Origin of the sequence: Vreelandella alkaliphila (assembly GCF_016107625.1) — a bacterium.
Classification (GTDB): Bacteria; Pseudomonadota; Gammaproteobacteria; order Pseudomonadales; family Halomonadaceae; genus Vreelandella; species Vreelandella alkaliphila.
In genome coordinates, this window is record NZ_JABASV010000015.1 from 52,321 (window position 1) to 70,606 (window position 18,286).

At 52.4% G+C, this 18,286-nt stretch carries 16 protein-coding genes; 7 read left to right on the forward strand and 9 right to left on the reverse strand.

Annotation, left to right across the window (positions count from 1 at the left end; genetic code table 11):
- Positions 1–9: 9 nt before the first annotated feature.
- A complete protein-coding gene (gene pyrF / locus JFC11_RS17225) occupies positions 10–708 on the reverse strand; it encodes an orotidine-5'-phosphate decarboxylase (RefSeq protein ID WP_038482872.1) in 699 nt (232 codons plus the stop codon).
- A gap of 276 nt (positions 709–984) precedes the next feature.
- Between pyrF and JFC11_RS17230 the strand changes: the two genes are divergently transcribed.
- Complete coding sequence (locus JFC11_RS17230; protein ID WP_038482869.1) at positions 985–1,269, forward strand: ComEA family DNA-binding protein; 285 nt, start codon at positions 985–987, stop codon at positions 1,267–1,269.
- 114 nt (positions 1,270–1,383) lie between these two features.
- Here the strand turns inward: JFC11_RS17230 and prpF are convergent, their stop codons facing one another.
- The 5 genes from prpF to JFC11_RS17255 form a co-directional block, all read right to left on the reverse strand.
- Positions 1,384–2,562: a 2-methylaconitate cis-trans isomerase PrpF gene (prpF, locus tag JFC11_RS17235; protein ID WP_120387216.1), complete on the reverse strand. Its 1,179-nt coding sequence runs from the start codon at positions 2,560–2,562 to the stop codon at positions 1,384–1,386.
- 160 nt (positions 2,563–2,722) lie between these two features.
- Positions 2,723–5,362: a Fe/S-dependent 2-methylisocitrate dehydratase AcnD gene (gene acnD, locus JFC11_RS17240; protein ID WP_038482864.1), complete on the reverse strand. Its 2,640-nt coding sequence runs from the start codon at positions 5,360–5,362 to the stop codon at positions 2,723–2,725.
- A 32-nt stretch (positions 5,363–5,394) separates the two neighbouring features.
- Positions 5,395–6,522: a bifunctional 2-methylcitrate synthase/citrate synthase gene (gene prpC / locus JFC11_RS17245; RefSeq protein ID WP_038482861.1), complete on the reverse strand. Its 1,128-nt coding sequence runs from the start codon at positions 6,520–6,522 to the stop codon at positions 5,395–5,397.
- 57 nt (positions 6,523–6,579) lie between these two features.
- Positions 6,580–7,476, reverse strand: coding sequence for a methylisocitrate lyase (gene prpB / locus JFC11_RS17250; protein WP_038482858.1), 897 nt, complete (start codon positions 7,474–7,476; stop codon positions 6,580–6,582).
- Positions 7,477–7,519: 43 nt separating this feature from the next.
- Complete coding sequence (locus JFC11_RS17255; protein ID WP_038482855.1) at positions 7,520–8,263, reverse strand: GntR family transcriptional regulator; 744 nt, start codon at positions 8,261–8,263, stop codon at positions 7,520–7,522.
- A 252-nt stretch (positions 8,264–8,515) separates the two neighbouring features.
- On the opposite strand from JFC11_RS17255, the gene pabB reads away from it, so the two are divergent.
- Together pabB and JFC11_RS17265 are read left to right on the forward strand one after the other, a co-directional pair.
- A complete protein-coding gene (gene pabB, locus JFC11_RS17260) occupies positions 8,516–9,874 on the forward strand; it encodes an aminodeoxychorismate synthase component I (RefSeq protein ID WP_038482852.1) in 1,359 nt (452 codons plus the stop codon).
- Positions 9,875–9,989: 115 nt separating this feature from the next.
- On the forward strand, positions 9,990–10,610 hold the full coding sequence (locus tag JFC11_RS17265) for a phosphoadenosine phosphosulfate reductase domain-containing protein (protein ID WP_038482849.1): 621 nt from the start codon (positions 9,990–9,992) through the stop codon (positions 10,608–10,610).
- Between the two features lie 100 nt (positions 10,611–10,710).
- On the opposite strand, the gene cysB is transcribed toward JFC11_RS17265, so the two are convergent.
- A complete protein-coding gene (cysB, locus tag JFC11_RS17270; protein ID WP_038482846.1) occupies positions 10,711–11,685 on the reverse strand; it encodes an HTH-type transcriptional regulator CysB in 975 nt (324 codons plus the stop codon).
- Between the two features lie 298 nt (positions 11,686–11,983).
- On the opposite strand from cysB, the gene trxA reads away from it, so the two are divergent.
- A complete protein-coding gene (gene trxA, locus JFC11_RS17275; protein WP_009722702.1) occupies positions 11,984–12,367 on the forward strand; it encodes a thioredoxin in 384 nt (127 codons plus the stop codon).
- Between the two features lie 69 nt (positions 12,368–12,436).
- On the opposite strand, the gene JFC11_RS17280 is transcribed toward trxA, so the two are convergent.
- Positions 12,437–13,534 (reverse strand): AI-2E family transporter, encoded by a 1,098-nt coding sequence (locus JFC11_RS17280; RefSeq protein WP_198350146.1) that lies wholly within the window; start codon positions 13,532–13,534, stop codon positions 12,437–12,439.
- A gap of 192 nt (positions 13,535–13,726) precedes the next feature.
- Between JFC11_RS17280 and JFC11_RS17285 the strand changes: the two genes are divergently transcribed.
- Positions 13,727–14,554, forward strand: coding sequence for an SIMPL domain-containing protein (locus JFC11_RS17285; RefSeq protein ID WP_120387219.1), 828 nt, complete (start codon positions 13,727–13,729; stop codon positions 14,552–14,554).
- On the opposite strand, the gene serS is transcribed toward JFC11_RS17285, so the two are convergent.
- Positions 14,499–15,776 carry a serine--tRNA ligase gene (serS, locus tag JFC11_RS17290; RefSeq protein ID WP_038482834.1) on the reverse strand — a complete coding sequence of 426 codons (1,278 nt, stop codon included), beginning with the start codon at positions 15,774–15,776 and terminating at the stop codon, positions 14,499–14,501. The two genes, JFC11_RS17285 and serS, sit on opposite strands and share 56 nt — an antisense overlap.
- A 341-nt stretch (positions 15,777–16,117) precedes the next feature.
- On the opposite strand from serS, the gene JFC11_RS17295 reads away from it, so the two are divergent.
- Together JFC11_RS17295 and JFC11_RS17300 are read left to right on the forward strand one after the other, a co-directional pair.
- A complete protein-coding gene (locus tag JFC11_RS17295) occupies positions 16,118–17,371 on the forward strand; it encodes a dicarboxylate/amino acid:cation symporter (protein WP_038482831.1) in 1,254 nt (417 codons plus the stop codon).
- Positions 17,372–17,487: 116 nt separating this feature from the next.
- A complete protein-coding gene (locus JFC11_RS17300; RefSeq protein WP_198350147.1) occupies positions 17,488–18,078 on the forward strand; it encodes a DUF4202 domain-containing protein in 591 nt (196 codons plus the stop codon).
- Positions 18,079–18,286 lie beyond the last annotated feature (208 nt).

Genomic DNA, 18,286 nt, shown 5'->3' on the forward strand with positions numbered 1-18,286 from the left:
TGATTACCGTCAGTCAGCCAGCTCAGCTTCTATGGCTGCTAGCGCCATCATTGGCTCTTCCGCCTGTGTTACCGGTCGCCCAACTACTAAGTGCGTACTACCAACACGCATCGCATCACTTGGTGTCATAATACGCTGTTGGTCATTAGCCGCAGCAAAGCTAGGGCGTATTCCAGGAGTTACCTTCAAAAAGTCGTCGCCACAGAGCGCCTTGATTTGCGCCGCCTCTTGGGCTGAACAGACAACACCGCCTAATCCGCTCTGCTGAGTTAATGCGGCTAAACGCAATACATGTTCTTCCGGCGTCGCAGCTATGCCTACCTCATGCAGATCTTCACTTTGCATGCTGGTTAGCACCGTAACGGCAATAAGATGTGTACTTAGCCCATGATCATCTAAACGCTTAGCGGCCGCTTCCATCATCTTGCGCCCGCCAGAAGCATGCACGTTAACCATCCATACACCTTGCTCCGCTGCCGCCTGCACCGCGCCTGCCACCGTATTGGGAATGTCATGAAATTTTAAGTCTAGAAAAATTTCAAAACCACGACCATGTAAGGCTTCCAGTACCGCAGGGCCACTGCGCGTAAACAACTCTTTACCCACCTTTACCCGGCAGCGCTTAGGGTCAAGCTGATCTGCCATACATAAAGCCGCATCAAGAGAGGAATAATCCAACGCGATAATCAACGGGGTATCAGTAGACACTGTGCTTAACTCCATTTTTCATTTGACAGCATTATAACAGCCATCCCGACCCTGCTGTGTAAGTGATTAACCATTATCAGAGAGCAAAAATCTTACAAACACCGTCGTTAATGTCTTACAGCTCACCTCCTATAAACGTATTAGTTTAGTTAAGGCAAAAGGGTATTGAAGAAACAGTAAACCTTTTTGCATGCGCAAACCGCCACAACCTATCACTCCCAAGTACAACAACCGATGGGAAAGGCGGCTTTAAGGAAATCTATGAGGATATTAACAATGCAAACAACGCTAAAAGGACTATTGGCTGCACTGCTATTGAGCCTAAGCTTAGGGGTTTCGGGCCTTGCATTGGCACAAGACATCGCGCCTATTAATGTGAATACAGCGGATGCTGAGCTGCTTGCTGAGTTGCCTGGCATCGGCCCCAGCCGTGCAGCCGCGATTATAGAAGAGCGCGAAAATAATGGCGCATTTGCTAATGTAGATGATCTCACCCGCGTTAGCGGCATTGGCCCCGCCACTGTTGATCGTATGCGCGAGCAAGTAGCGATTGAAGAGTAAACCGCTAAAGCAAAGATAGTATAAAACTTACATCACTCTAGGTTGAAGCCGCCGTTTAGGGCATTCCCAAAACGGCGGCAAGGCGTCACCTAGTATTCACGCGCGAATAACTCTTTAAAAGCTATCTCCGGGTATGCGTACAGAACCTTCCATTAATACCCGTGCGCTACGGCTCATAACAGCTTGATCAATCTGCCAGCGCCCATCGGCCAGGCTTGCTTTTGCACCTACACGTAGCGAGCCAGAAGGATGCCCAAAGGTCACCGCTTCACGCTCCTCACCACCTGCGGCTAAATTTACTAACGTGCCTTGAATGGCTGCTGCTGCGCCGATGGCAACCGCTGCGGTGCCCATCATTGCGTGGTGCAGTTTACCCATGGAAAGCGCTCTTACCACAAGATCGATGTTTTCCGCATTCACCGCTTTACCACTGGACGCCGTATAGCTAGCCGGCGGGGCAACGAAAGCCACCTTCGGCGTGTGCTGTCGGCTGGCCGCTTCATCAACATGCTTAATCAATCCCATACGCACCGCAGCATGGGCACGAATGGTCTCGAACATGGCGAGTGCTTTGGCATCGCTGTTAATTGCTTCCTGCAGTTCACAACCGGTATAGCCTATGTCCTGGGCGTTAACAAACACGGTGGGAATACCTGCATTAATCAGCGTCGCTTTTAAAACACCAACCCCGGGCACTTCCAAGTCATCGACCAAGCTCCCGGTTGGGAAAATTGCCCCCTCACCATCCGCAGGATCCATAAAGGCCACAGGAATCTCAGCAGCAGGAAAGGTCACACCATCTAGCTCAAAATCGCCGGTCTCCTGCACCTGTCCATTAACAATAGGCACTTTAGAGACAATGGTTTTACTGATATTGACCTGCCAAATACGTACTTCAGCGACACCATTTTGCGGTATTTTGGCGGGGTCAACTAACCCATTAGCAATCGCATAAGGACCTACTGCTGCCGATAAGTTGCCGCAGTTGCCGCTCCAATCCACAAACGGCTTATCAATTGAAACCTGGCCAAACAGGTAGTCCACATCGTGATCTGACGACTCACTCTTGGAAAGAATCACCGTTTTACTGGTGCTTGAGGTTGCTCCGCCCATCCCATCGATCTGCTTTTCATAGGGGTCTGGGCTACCAATCACCCTCATCAGCAGCTTATCTCGTGCCTCTCCCGGCACTCTCGCCGCCTCGGGCAAGTTGTCCAAGGTGAAAAACACCCCCTTACTAGTGCCACCGCGCATATACGTCGCAGGAATACTAATCTGTCCAACATGAGACATAAATAACGCTCCCTAACCATTCTCAATGACGATGCCTGAACATTCTCAATGACGATTATCAATGACCATGTTCACTAATCGAATGCCGAAAAAAGAGCCCGGCGCTTAGCGACGGGCTCTTTCATTAATCGCCTTGGCGCTGCGTTACACGCCAATCTGGCTACGCCGTGGTGGACTCAAGAAAGTCCTGGGCGAAACGCTGCAAGACCCCACCGGCAGAGTAAATCGTGACCTCTTCGGCGGTATCAATACGGCAGATCACCGGCACACGTTCAGTGGTACCACTTTGACGATGAATAACCAGCGTCAGCTTGGCGCGGGGCTGAGGAGTGCCTTCTACGTCGAAGACTTCCGTACCGTCCAGCGCCAAGGTTTTACGTGTGGTGCCCTCTTCAAACTGCAGCGGCATCACGCCCATACCAATTAAATTGGTACGGTGAATACGCTCAAAGCCTTCAGCCACAATGGCTTCAACACCCGCTAGCGCAACACCTTTCGCCGCCCAGTCACGCGAGGAACCCTGACCATAATCCGCACCGGCAATAATAATCAGCGGCTGTTTACGTGCCATATACGTTTCAATGGCTTCCCACATCCGCGTCACGGTGCCTTCTGGCTCAACACGTGCCAACGACCCCTGCAGCACTTTGCCCTGCTCGTCGTGCACCATTTCATTAAACAGCTTCGGGTTCGCCAATGTCGCCCGTTGGGCAGTTAAATGATCGCCGCGGTGGGTCGCGTAGGAGTTAAAGTCCTCCTCAGGCAGGCCCATCTTGTGCAGATACTCACCTGCTGCACTGTCCAGCATAATCGCGTTAGAAGGCGACAAATGGTCGGTGGTGATATTGTCCGGCAAAATCGCCAACGGACGCATACCTTTCAAACCACGTTCGGCAGCCATATTGCCCTCCCAGTAGGGAGGCCGACGAATATAGGTGCTCTGGGGCCGCCATTCGTAAAGCGGGCTGACCTGAACGCGCGCGCTCTTGTCGAGGTCGAACATCGGGATATAGGTCTGACGGAACTGCTCCGGCTTCACGGAAGCCTTCACAATCGCATCGATTTCGCTATCGTCGGGCCAGATATCTTTTAGCGTGACTGGGTTTCCATCATGGTCGGTGCCCAATACGTCTTTCTCAATATCAAAGCGAATCGTGCCAGCAATTGCGTAGGCAACCACTAAGGGCGGCGATGCCAGAAATGCCTGCTTCGCATAGGGGTGAATGCGCCCGTCAAAGTTTCGGTTACCGGAAAGTACCGCTGTGGCGTATAGATCACGGTCGATAATTTCTTTCTGGATGACCGGATCTAACGCACCGGACATGCCGTTACAGGTTGTACAGGCGTACGCCACGACACCAAAGCCAAGTGTTTCCAGCTCATCCATCAGCTTGGCTTCTTCCAGATACATCTTGACGGTTTTCGACCCCGGCGCCAGCGACGACTTAACCCACGGTTTGCGGGTTAACCCTAAGCGGTTAGCATTGCGAGCAATTAAGCCAGCTGCCACCATATTGCGCGGGTTAGAGGTATTCGTGCAGCTGGTAATCGCGGCGATAATCACCGCACCATCTGGCATTCTACCTGCTTGCTCGTCGGCCCTTGCTTTATCCAGGTCGATCGCGATACCGCGCTGGGCCAGCTCCGAGGTGGGCAAATGAGCATGAGGGTTGGAAGGCCCTGCCAAGGTGCGATTAACGCTTGAAAGATCAAAGCGCAGTATCCGCTCATACTCAGCAGTTTTTAGACTATCGGCCCATAGCCCTGTGTGCTTGGCATAGGCTTCAACCAGAGCAACCTGCTCATCCTCACGCCCCGTGAGCTTGAGGTAATCAATGGTTTGGTTGTCGATGTAGAACATCGCCGCCGTGGCGCCGTACTCTGGCGTCATGTTGGAAATGGTCGCCCGGTCGCCTACGGTTAACGCGTCGGCACCTTCTCCGTAAAACTCCAGGTAGGCACCGACGACGCGCTCTTTACGTAGAAACTCGGTAATCGCCAACACCATATCGGTGCTGGTAATGCCTGGCTGCAGTTTGCCAGAGAGCTCTACGCCAACGATATCCGGCAGGCGCATCATCGAGGCACGGCCCAGCATCACGCTTTCGGCTTCAAGACCACCCACACCAACGGAAATAACACCCAGCGCATCAACCATCGGCGTGTGACTATCGGTGCCCACACAGGTGTCTGGATAAGCAATACGCACGCCTTGCTCATCAGGGCGGCACTGCACCACCGGCGACATTTTCTCCAGATTGATCTGGTGCATAATGCCGTTGCCCGGAGGAATAACATCAACGTTCTCAAATGCCACTTTGGTCCAGTTAATGAAATGGAAGCGGTCATCGTTACGGCGATCTTCTACCTGGCGGTTTTTTTCGAACGCGTCTTTCTCAAACCCAGCGTGCTCAACGGCCAATGAGTGATCAACAATCAGCTGTGTAGGTACCACAGGATTCACTTTAGCCGGATCACCGCCCTTCTCAGCGATGGCATCCCTTAGGCCAGCAAGGTCGACTAACGCGGTCTGTCCCAGGATGTCATGGCACACAACGCGTGCCGGGTACCAAGGAAAATCTAAATCTTGCTTGCGCTCGATGAGCTGCTTCAGTGCGTCGGTTAACAGCGTTGGATCGCAGCGGCGTACCAACTGCTCAGCCAACACTCTGGACGTGTAGGGCAGCGTCGCGTAGGCGCCGGGCTTGATATCTTCAACGGCTTGATGCGCGTCGAAGTAATCTACCGGAGCACCCTCTGCCGTCACGCCTGGCAGCGGCTTACGATAATTCGTGTTCATAATGCCTCTCATTAATCACGGTCCGTTAAGGGTTAGTCACGCGCTTCGATGGGCACCCACTCGCTCTTCTCAGGACCAGTGTAGTCGGCGCTGGGGCGAATAATGCGGTTATTGGCGCGCTGCTCAAACACATGCGCTGCCCATCCCGTTAAACGGGACATGACGAAGATTGGCGTGAACAGTTTGGTCGGAATATCCATGAAGTGGTAAGCACTGGCATGGAAGAAGTCCGCATTGCAGAAAAGCTTCTTCTCGCGCCACATAACTTCTTCACAGCGCACAGAAACGGGATAAAGCACACTATCGCCAACGTCTTCAGAAAGCTTCTTCGACCACTCTTTGATAATTTCATTACGCGGGTCAGACTCGCGATAAATTGCATGACCAAAGCCCATGATTTTCTCTTTGCGCTCAAGCATACCGAGCATTTCACGCTCGGCTTCTTCCGGCGAAGCCCAGTTCTCGATCATCGCCATGGCCGCTTCGTTAGCACCGCCATGCAGCGGGCCACGCAACGAACCAATCGCGCCGGTAACACAGGAGTGCATATCGGAAAGCGTCGAGGCACACACCCGCGCCGTAAACGTTGAAGCATTGAACTCATGCTCGGCGTATAGAATCAGCGATACGTTCATAACCCGCGCATGCAGCTCAGAAGCAGGCTCACCACGCAGCATATGCAAGAAGTGACCGCCTACCGAGGCATCGTCAGTTTCAGTATCAATACGAACGCCGTCATGGCTAAAGCGGTACCAGTAACAAATAATCGAGGGCAGTACCGCTAGCAGTCGATCAGAAACATCCTGCTGCTGGTCAAAACTCTCTTCTGTCTCCAGGTTACCCAGCATGGAGGTACCGGTGCGCATAACATCCATCGGGTGCGCATCTTTGGGAATTTGCTCCAGTACGGTTTTCAAAGCATCGGGTAAGCCACGCAGCCCCTTCAGCTTGGTAATGTAGCTATCAAGCTCGGCTTGATTGGGCAGCTTGCCTTTCAGTAATAAATACGCGACTTCTTCAAACTTCGCCTTTTCGGCCAGCTCTTTGATATCAAAACCACGGTAGGTTAATCCGGAACCCGTTTTACCCACCGTACACAGCGCTGTAGTACCGGCGCTTTGCCCACGGAGTCCTGCGCTGTTTTGCGGTTTGTCAGCCATGTCGTGTCTCCTGTTAGCTCTTTTTATATGTTTTAGTATTGATAGTATTAACGGGGATTAAGCGTCTTTTTGCTCAGCAAATAGCGCGTCGAGCTTTTGCTCGAAATCGTGATAATTTAAAAAGTCGTACAGCTCATCGCGAGTCTGCATGGTATCGACCACCTCTTTTTGATGACCGTTATCTAAAATGCTCTGATACACCTTCAATGCGGCAGCATTCATAGCGCGGAAGGCAGACAGCGGATATAGCACCATGCGACACCCCACCTCACCCAGTTCCTGCTGAGAGAACAACGGCGTTGCGCCAAACTCAGTGATGTTGGCCAGTATTGGCGCATTCACGCGCGAACAGAACGCACGATAATCATCCAGGGTGTGCACGGCTTCGGCGAAGATTGCATCCGCACCCGCCTCCACACAGGCATTAGCACGCTCGATGGCGGCGTCTAAGCCCTCTTTCTGGAATGCATCGGTACGCGCAATCAGATAGAAATCGGGATCAAGTTTGGCATCTGCCGCGGCTTTGATGCGGTCAACCATTTCCTGCTGGGACACAATGGCTTTGTTCGGGCGGTGGCCGCAGCGCTTTTGAGCCACTTGGTCTTCCAGGTGAACGGCAGCAACGCCTGCGCGCTGCATCTCTTTAACGGTACGCGAAATATTAAAAGCACCGCCCCATCCCGTATCGATATCTACCAGCAGCGGAAGGTCGGTCGCGCCGCAGATACGATGTGCATCTTCCACCACGTCGTTCATGCTGGTCATACCCAAGTCCGGCAAGCCAAAAGACGCGTTAGCCACGCCGCCGCCCGACAGATAAATCGCTTGGTGGCCTACTCGCTCGGCCATCATCGCGGTATACGCGTTAATCGTGCCTAGAATCGGTAAAGGGCGGTTCGCGTCTAGCGCAGCACGAAAGCGAGCACCTGGCGTGAGAGTAGATAAAGTGGACATTGGCATTGCTCCTTTAAAAGGCTTGGCGGATAGGCGTAACGAACTAATCCGCTGATGACGTTGATTGTTGTTCAAGAACAGCAGCGTAACGGTCGGCGACGTTGGCTCGGGAAGCGCTAACGTGGCGGCGCATCAGCAACTCCGCCAACTCGGCATCTCCGGCTTCAATGGCATCTACAATACGATGGTGCTCGACAAAGGCGAGCTGGGGCCGCTTACCGCTGGCGCTGAACTGGGTACGGTAAAGACGCACTAAGTAGTAGAGATCATCGCAAAGCAGGTTCATCAGCATTTTGTTATGGCTGCCTTGAACAATGCGATAGTGGAAGTCGAGATCGCCTTCGCGCTGATAGTAAGCTTCGCCACGCTTGAGATCTGCCTGGCCTTCGTGAAGGGCCAACACCTCGCGCAGCCCTTTAATCTCCTCGGCAGACATATGCTCAGCGGCCAAGCGGGCTGCCATGCTCTCAAGCGCTTCGCGCACATCAAACAACTCAAGCAGCTCTTTCATTGAGAGTTTGACAACGCGAGCGCCAACGTGAGGAACACGCTCAATTAGACGGTGCGCTTCTAAACGCCGCATGGCTTCACGCAACGGACCGCGAGAGATACCGTACGTTTTAGAAAGCCCCGGCTCGGTAATTTTGCTGCCCGGCGCCAGCTCTCCACGCACAATAGCGTCTTGAAGCTGGTGAAAGACCCGCTCAGCCAGCGTTCGGACTTCTGGCGAGGTCTGATCACTGGGCGAATCAGCTGTAGAACGAGAAAGAGTAGCAAGTGAGGTCATGGCTAATTGTCGACAATTATGGGGTAGGAGAACTTTAGCCCGCCACATTTGTGCCGTCAACTAGTCAAAATGGTCGATTTTATTCACCTTTCGTGTAACCCAGCCATTTATTCTTGGGTTAATGTCAACAATCATGCTCTTTCCGTTAACTGTGTTTAACCTACCGTGAGAAAGACGTCAGTGGTTAACACTGGTGTCATCAATTAACGACCTCTAGAATGCGTTGCCTTCCATCGGCCTGGCGTTTGCTTCATGACATCGGCGTTGACCATTAAAGCCCTGCCCTACTCTCCTACTCCACTGGAGATCTTTGCTCACCTGCGAAAGCGTCATGGTGCGGTATTACTTGATAGCGGCCGCCCATCAGCAAACGGGCGCTACGACATTATCAGCAGTGATCCGTTAGCTACGCTAGAAGTCATGCCTGATGGACAAACTCACTTCACTTCAACGCAGCTGGACCTTCCTTCGGCACTCGCTGGGGATATGACCGCCCAGCAGCAATGGATGCTTGAACAGCTACCCAGCACAGATTTCCCCAGCGAGCTGCCTTTTTTAGGCGGCCTGATGGGTTATTGGAGTTATGACCTAGGACGTAATAACCTCGCGATTCCCAGCCGCCACCCCAATGTTACCAATCTGCCATTGGCACGTTTGGGGCTTTACGACTGGTGCATTACCTTTGATCACGAAAAGCAGGCAACTTGGCTCATTGCAACAGCAACTCGTCAACAGCAGGTCATGAAATGGCTAGCTCAGCCACCTGCCAGTGTTGATAAAGACTTTCACTTAACCAGCCCCTTTCAGGGCGAGCTAAGCCAAGCGGATTACACCGAACGTTTTAACTCTGTTCAACACTACATTCGTGCAGGTGACTGCTATCAAATTAACCTTGCTCAGCGGTTTACAGCGAGCTATGAAGGCGATGAATGGCAGGCTTATCTACGCCTTCGTAAGGCAACGCCGACGCCCTTCTCAGGCTTTATGGCCTGGGAAAACCAGGCGGTACTCTCACTTTCCCCTGAACGCTTTATCCAGTGTAAAGACGGGCGAGTGGAAACGCGCCCAATTAAAGGCACACGACCACGCGGGAAGTCGCCGGAGGAGGATATCGCCCTAGCCGAACAGTTATTAAGCAGCACGAAAGACCGCGCGGAAAATGTCATGATTGTTGATTTGCTGCGCAATGACTTGGGAAGAGTATGCACTCCTGGGTCTATTCGTGTACCGCAGCTATGTCAGTTAGAGAGCTACCCCAACGTGCATCACCTGGTAAGCGTGGTTCAAGGTCAGCTCGCCAAACATCGCTCACCGCTATCTCTGCTGACAGCAGCGTTTCCTGGCGGCTCTATTACTGGCGCGCCTAAAATACGCGCCATGCAAATTATCGACGAGCTGGAGCCTTGCCAACGCAGTGTCTATTGCGGAAGCCTGGGGTACATCGATAAACGGGGCAGCATGGACACATCAATTGCGATACGCACCATGGTGGCAGATGCAGGCAAGCTAAATGTTTGGGGCGGCGGCGGATTAGTAGCCGACTCTAGAGCAGACGAGGAGTATACAGAAACGCTGGATAAAATCCGCCATCTAATCGGCGCTTTGGAATAAATAACAAAATTCTTAAATCAAAAAGGAATATAAAAGCCAAACCAAACGGTATTGGGGCTAAGCCCCTCCTCTTTGATAGCCTAGTGTCATACTCGAACTTATGACAGGAGGCAGCATGTCTTCAGCGCTTGACAGCATTAACCGTGATTTTGCCAATAATCCCCAAGATCTTATCAAGTGGGCGCTTAGCCAAGGCGAGCGGCCTATTTGCACGACCAATTTTCGGCCGTTTGAGGCGGTGATTCTGCATATGGTCACTCAGGCACGTCCAGACATACCCATCGTATGGATGGATAGTGGCTATAACACTGAGGCCACTTACCAATTCGCCGATGCCTTAATCCAGCGGCTGAACCTAAACATGGTCAGCTTTATTCCGCAGCGGACCCGTGCTCACCGTGAAGCGCTAGAGGGGGCAATGCCCAGCATTGACGACCCACGTCACGCAGCCTTCACTCAAGAAGTAAAGATTGAGCCGTTTGAGCGTGCCCTACGGGAAATGCAGCCGGATGTCTGGTTCACCGCCCTGCGGGCAGAGGACACCCCAGAGCGGGCCAAAATGCAGCCTGCCAGCCGTAACAGCGATGGCTTATTAAAAATTGCCCCGCTGCTGCAGTGGACAGCAAAAGATATGTACTACTACCTTGAGGCACACGACCTGCCCAACAACTTCGACTACTTCGACCCCACCAAGGTAGAAGACAAGCGTGAGTGTGGCCTGCATTTACAGCACTGAGATAGAACGCCCAGCGCTGATTAATACAGAACTGGGATAGAAATGGTGAATAGCGCCCAGACACCCACGTCAAGCGCTATTCACCCACTACTCGATGCTCCTAATGCTCAGGAAGCTCTACTCCCTCAAACAAGTCATGCTCAAAACGTGGGCCAGCCAACAAGGCTTCATCTACCAAGTCTCGGGTGAGATGAGGTGCAAAGCGTACTAGGAAATCGTACATGTAGCCGCGCATAAAGGTACCACGACGAATCCCAATCTTAGTCGTAGAACTCGCAAATAAATGGCTTGCATCCAACGCGACCAAGTCTTCATCTAATACCGGATCAACCGCCATATGGGCAACGATACCAACGCCCATTCCCAGTCGCACATAGGTTTTAATCACATCAGCATCGGCGGCCGTTAACACCACATTAGGTGTAAGTCCCTGCGCTTTAAACGCATCATCTAACTGCGAGCGGCCGGTAAACCCAAACACGTAAGTCACTAATGGATGTTCGGCCAACGCTTGAAGGGACAGCGGCTTGTCTATCGATGCCAGTGGGTGGTCTTTAGGCACTAAAACGCAGCGATTCCAGCGATAGCAAGGTAACAACACTAAGTCGGTGAATAGCTCTAGCGATTCGGTGGCAATTGCAAAGTCGGCCTGACCTTCACTAACCATCTGAGCGATTTGCTTGGGTGTGCCCTGCTGCATATGTAGGGCAACATCAGGATACTTAAGAGTAAACTCGCTGATGATAGGAGGCAGTGCATAGCGCGCCTGAGTGTGAGTGGTAGCAATCGACAAACTACCCCGACGCTCGTCGCTGTGCTCTTGGGCAACTTGTTTGATGTTTTCGGTCAGCTTCAACACCTGACCTGCCAGCTCAATGATTGACAGCCCAGCAGGTGTTACGCGAGTAAGGTGCTTTCCGCTGCGTGCAAAAATCTCCACACCTAGCTCATCTTCAAGCAAGCGTATCTGCTTGGAAATACCCGGCTGCGAGGTAAATAAACTCTGCGCGGTGGCTGACACATTCAGGTTGTGTCGATTGACTTCCCAGATATAGCGAAGTTGCTGTAGCTTCATATCCTCACCTTATTATCTATGCAGGAAGCACGTTGAAGCGCATCCTCGCGCCGCTGCTGTCTTGCCTTCCCGCGAAGCACTTAGAGGTGAAGTACTTGGTGGGCGGCACGCCTCATACATACAATTTTGAATAAAAAAATATCTTATAATTCACTTATAGTATAAAAAATAGCCGTTACGAACACCCCTTAATTTTTCATAATGGCTGTCAAAACGTCATAGGAAATTTGCCAGCACCTTCTCCGCCCGCTAACATCTGCCAACTTGGCGCGGTGAAAGTGCGCTAGTAGAACGCGTAATGACCGTTGCTCCATTTGAGGCAACGAAACAGCAAGAGCAACGCAAACGGGAGAAACAGATGGCTAACAATGTTGATGTCACCAACGCCAATTTTGAGCAAGAAGTCCTCAACGCCGAACAGCCAGTCCTACTGAAGTTTTGGGCCCCCTGGTGCGGTCCCTGTAAAGTAATGGCACCTGTGGTTGATGAAGTTGCTGCCGAACGTGGTGATAATCTAAAAGTGGTTAGCGTGAACGTTGACGATGCGCCTGAAATTGCTGCAGAACAAGGTGTACGCGGCGTTCCAACAGTGATGCTATTTAAGTCCGGCACGAAAGTAGCGTCGCTGGTAGGTGCACAGTCTAAATCCCAGCTGACCCAATTTATCGATCAAAATGCCTAACTCGCGCTAACGTTACCGCTGGCACTGCCAGCGGTAACTTCCTGCACTTCCCATCTCAAACGCTTCCTTCTATTCTCGACGCTTCCAAGGTGGACGGCGTGCATCACCAAGACGCGTTCGACGCTGCCCTCCCGGCCCCAGTAAATGAGCAATCCAGCGAGTCTGAGGATGACTATCCAAGGCGATTTTTAATGTCATCGTCAATACTACCGACAACAACATCCCCGCAGCACCAAAGATCCACCCCCACACAACCAACGACAGAAACGCCACAAACGTCGATAGCCCCAAGGCTTGCCCCATCACTCGTGGCTCAATCAAGTTACCCAAAACGAAATTAATCACCAAATAGGCAGATGCGAGTAAAAATGCCTGCAGTACTCCGCCATCTTGGGATACCAGCAATAGCAGCACAGGAGGAATCGCCGCCAAGGCCGAGCCGATATTAGGAATAAAGTTAAGGGCAAAAGCCAACACCCCCCACAGCAACGGAAACTCCACTCCCACTATCAAACAAGAGAGCCAGACTAATACCCCAGTAGCCAAACTAATAACGGTCTTCACTGCCAGGTAGCGCTTCAGCGTTAAACTAAACTCGCTAAACCGCTTTAGGCTTGGCGCTGGGTTCTCAAGTGCGCGGGACACTTTATCTCGGAAGTTAAGCGTTTCAAACAGCATGAAAATAACTAACAGCCCGATAACACTGCCTTGCATAAAGAGGTTGCCGAGTTCGCCTAGCAACGTTGTCACCCACGACCCGCCGTCTTCCATAGCAAGCATATTGCTGAGCTGATCAGGATTAATGGCTAGCCCACGGCTAGAGAGCGCATTCAGCAAATCCCAATAGTGCTCATACAAACGCGACTCGATATCCGGCAGCACTTGAACAAAGGTGCTAAAGCTGTTCACCACCAGCAAGCCAATTAAGGAAATAAAACCCAGCAGCACCATCAATGTTAAAAAAGCAGAGGCTCCCCTGCTGAGCCCACAGCGGTGCAGCCACTGCACAGGCGACGTACATACAACAGCAATAAATACTGACAGTAACAGAGGAACCAGAAGATCCGCCCCTGCCTTCATACCCGCAACAATAACAACGAGTGCGGCAAGCGCCAGGGTCGCATTTAAAGGGATACTACGATAATCCTCATCCGATAATTTCGACATTGCCCTTTCCTTAGCATGTTATCCACATATCATGGCTGCTCGCGCGATATTGCACAAACCATGACAACATTAAGCAATTGCTTTGCATCGACTCTTAGCCAGTGAACTTTATTGCGCTTTGCCCTTCCAAGCAGCGTCACAGTATAAATTAGTTAACATTAATCATTGGCTCGATCAGTAAGGAAGTGACCTATGAATCCAGCAACACCACATCTAAGACGCTTGCGCTACGGCGTGCTTGGCAGCGCACTTCTCGCCCTTCTGGTAACGTCTACGGCTCACGCCGCGCCCCCCACCCCGCCTAGCCTACATGTCCAAGCCCAATCATGGGTGGAAGTAGAGCCCGACAAAGCCACACTATCTGCACGGCTATGGGAAAATACCCCAGCGGTTTCCACGCTGGAAGATACTGACAGTGGCGAGCTGAGCGACGCACGCGAACGGCTTGAAAATCGAGCCAGTGAGCTAATTAAAGCCATGGAAGAGATCGGCATTGAACAACGCGCCATCAATGCAGGGTCACTTAATGTCTATCCTGAGCACGTCGCAGGGCCGCGCAACGATGATGGTGAACAAGAAACGTTAATGCGCACCCGCCTAGAGCGCCCCTTCAGTATTGAGCTTACCGATATAGGCCAATTGGGCGAGGTGTTTGACGCAATGATAAGTGCTGGCGTGAACACGCTGGACGGCGTTCAGTTTGATCTTCAAGACCGCGACGCTGCTACCGATGAAGCACTTACTAAAGCGCTAGAAAAAGCCCGCCATAAAGCGGACCTAATGGCCAGCACACTAGGCGTAAGGCTTGGCCAAGTACAGCGCATTGAAGAAGCCCAAGCCCCCATCTTCCAGCCCCGCATGATGGCCATGCGCGCTGAGAGTGATGCCATGGGCAGTGGTTCCGCTAGCGACTATCGCCCCGGCACCATTCGTATCGATGCCGAGGTCAACGTCGAGTGGGCAATTAGAGGGCAAGACGCTCAAGGCCGCCCAGGTAGGGTTGCAGAGGCGCAGGAATAGCAATAGAGCCATCCGCCTGCTGGTGGTTTTCAAGCACCGCCAGCAGGCAACGCCCCACCGCTAGACCTGAACCATTCAGCGTATGCAGCAACTGTGGCTTTTTCGCGTCTGGGTGGCGGAAGCGGGCCTGCATGCGCCGCGCCTGGAAATCTTCGCAGTTAGAGACTGAAGAAATTTCCCGATACGTTTCTTGGCTAGGCAACCAAACTTCCAAATCGTAGGTCTTCGCCGCTCCAAAGCCCATATCGCCGGTACACAGCGTTACTACGCGGTAAGGCAACTCCAGCGCCTGCAGAATTGCTTCAGCATGGCCACGCATCTCTTCCAGTGCTTCATAACTCTTATCTGGCTCGACAATCTGCACCATTTCGACTTTATCGAACTGATGCTGACGGATCATGCCGCGGGTATCGCGCCCATGAGAACCCGCTTCGCTGCGGAAACAAGGCGTGTGGGCAGTTAACTTCATTGGCAACGCCGCCTGATCGACAATCTCATCACGCACAAAGTTAGTTAGTGGCACTTCCGACGTCGGAATTAGGTGGTATTCCCGTTCGTCGTTAAGTTTAAACAGATCTTCACCAAATTTTGGCAGCTGGCCGGTGCCCATCAGCGAATCGCGATTGACCATATACGGCACATAGCACTCTTCGTAACCATGCTGCTGAGTTTGCGTATCCAGCATAAATTGCGCCAGTGCCCGATGCAGACGCGCAATCGGCCCACGCATTACCGCAAAGCGAGCGCCAGTCAGCTTAGCCGCCAGTTCAAAATCGAGATAACCCGATTTCTTACCAAGATCCACGTGATCCAGCACCTCAAAATCAAACTCACGCGGCGTACCCCAGCGGTGAAGCTCAACATTATCGTCTTCGCTTTTGCCTTCCGGCACGCTTTCATGAGGAAGGTTGGGAATACCACTAATAGCGTCATCCCACTCTTCCTGCACCTCGGCCAGTTCTTTCTTGGCTTTATCCAGGCGCTCGCCTAAATCGCTCACTTCATCCAGCAACGGCTGAATATCTTCACCGCTAGCCTTCGCCTTACCAATCGCTTTTGAACGCATATTGCGCTCGTTTTGTAGCTGCTCGGTCTGGGTTTGCAACTCACGACGGCGCGATTCCAGCGCTTGCAGTGCCGCTTTATCAAGTTCGAAGCCCCGCCGGGCCAGTTGTTGCGCAGCCGCATCAAGATCACCGCGCAGCAGTTTCGGATCGAGCATGAGTTATCCCTTGGCCTGAAATCAGTGGAACACGGCGTACATCGCCCGTGATGAAAGAGGCCTATTGTAGGCAAAAGCACGGCGGGGAGCTATGGGGGGGAGCGCCAGCGAGTTATTACCTAATACAGCAAGTTATGAAAAGCAGGTTGGAAAACGAAAATTAGGGGTTCACACCTCCAAGAAAGATTCCTTCCGAACGTTTACTGCACAAAACTCCCGCTCCCCTGCATACGCTATTACCAATCGGCATAAAAACCTTGGCTCACTAGCCCAAAGTGATAGAGTGCCCGCCGATTTGCAGCGCGAATCACTAATAATGGATGTTAAACAGGAGAAACGTAGTGCAGGAAACAGCAAAAAAGGGAAAGTTTTCTTGGTGGAGTAGAATCGCGCTGTGGAAAAAAATTTTGGCGGGGTTGGCACTGGGGATATTAGCCGGTGCGTTACTAGGTGAAACCGCCAGTGTCTTTAAGCCGCTCGGCGATATTTTCATTAATGCCATAATGATGCTGATTGTACCGCTAGTGTTCTCGACGCTAGTGGTCGGTATTACCTCAATGCGTGACCCGCAAAAAATGGGTCGCATTGGTGCGCGTACTATTACCTTGTATTTGGTGACGACGGCCTTTGCGATCAGCATTGGTCTACTGCTTTCCACCCTATTACAGCCAGGGGTAGGCGTCGATTTAAGCTTCGATACAGAAGTGGCTGCAAACGAAGCCCCCTCTCTGATTTCTATTCTGGTTAACTTGGTGCCGCGCAACCCTCTCGATGCCCTGGCTAATGGCAACATTATGCAGATCATTGTATTTGCCATTGGCTTAGGTATTTCGCTAACGCTGATTGGCGAAAAAGGCGAGCCGGTTATGAAGGTTTTCGATAGCTTTGCTGAAGCTATGTACAAGCTCACCGGCATTGTCATGGCCTTTGCGCCCTTTGGTGTATTTGGCTTAATCGCTCACGTTTCGGGCCAGTACGGCTTAGAAATACTGCTGCCGCTGGCCAAGCTGATTGGCGTGGTATATCTCGCCTGCATTCTGCATGTGTTGGTAATCTACTCTGGGTTTATTTCACTACTTGGCCGCTTGAACCCTGTGCGCTACCTCCAAGGCAGCTTGGATGCCATTGTAGTGGCGTTCTCCTCTGCCTCGTCTGCTGGCACGCTACCGGTGTCGATTCGCTGCGCGCAAAAAAACCTAGGGGTTTCAGAGGGCGTTTCTGGCTTTGTGCTCCCCGTGGGTGCGACGATTAACATGGATGGCACGGCGCTTTACCAAGGCGTAGTCGTGCTGTTTATTGCCCAAATGACCGGCACCGATCTAACCATGATGGATTACGGCATGATTGTGGCCACCGGCACGCTGGCCTCAATTGGCACCGCAGGCGTTCCCGGCGCGGGTCTCATAATGCTGTCGATTGTAATGGCACAAATTGGCCTGCCGCTGGAAGCCATTGCGGTGGTTGCCGGTATCGATCGTATTCTGGATATGGCCCGCACCAGCGTAAACGTGGCGGGTGATTTGATGGTCACGACCCTGGTGGGTAAAAGCGAAGGCGAACTAAACGAAGAGGTTTATAACAACAACCGCGCATAGACTTCTTTATGAATGTTACTTTAGCGCTTGCTGCCTTTGTGCAGCGGGCGCTTTTTTTATGGCCTGGCGCTAACCTGCTAGCATGTCGTTAATCTTCCCTAATCATGCGAGCTCTTATGCCCTCTGCGTTTGAACAAACTCTAACGGCCATTGATGCGCTTCACGCCCAAGATCCGCGCCAAACCACCCTTGCCGATGGCACACCCCTGCCCCAGGAGCTTGCCTACGCCCAGCGTATGAGTCATTGGTTAGCGCAGTTGCAATCTGCCCCTGCCGAACTGCTGCGTTTGGCGGTGCGCGCCCAACATCTCCAGCGCTGGCTTGTGCCGCGCAGCGATTACCCTGAAGGACGCATAGGCTATTTAACCTGGCGTCGCGATCAGGGTGAGCGCGCGGGCGATACCACTGCCCAACTGATGCGCGATGCTGGTTATAGCGCAGCAGACGCCGAACGAACCGCAACGATTATCCGTAAGAAAGGTCTTGGCCGCGATGCCGATGTGCAAGCGCTGGAAGATTGCGCCTGCCTGGTGTTCTTGGAAAATTACTTCGCGGATTTCTCCCGCAAGGTCGAGCACGACCATATGATGCGTATTGTGCAAAAAACCTGGGGCAAGATGTCCCCCCAAGCACATGCACTTGCTCTGGCACTGCCCATGAACGCGACTAGCGCAGCGCTGGTGAAAGAGGCGCTTGGCAGCGCATAAGACGCGCCATCAAGATGCAGAGCCGCGGTAGCTGCGGTAAAGTAGCGTATCCCCTATCCGCTCCCAGCAGTGACGGCTTGATCAACTATGATTGCATCTTTGGATTCTCGTACGGCCCCGTTTAAACGCCTAAGCACTCATTACGTGCGTTTCCTCGACGCCTTGCGCGCCCGTGGCTTCGAAGGCGAGATTGCCCCGGACTATGCCA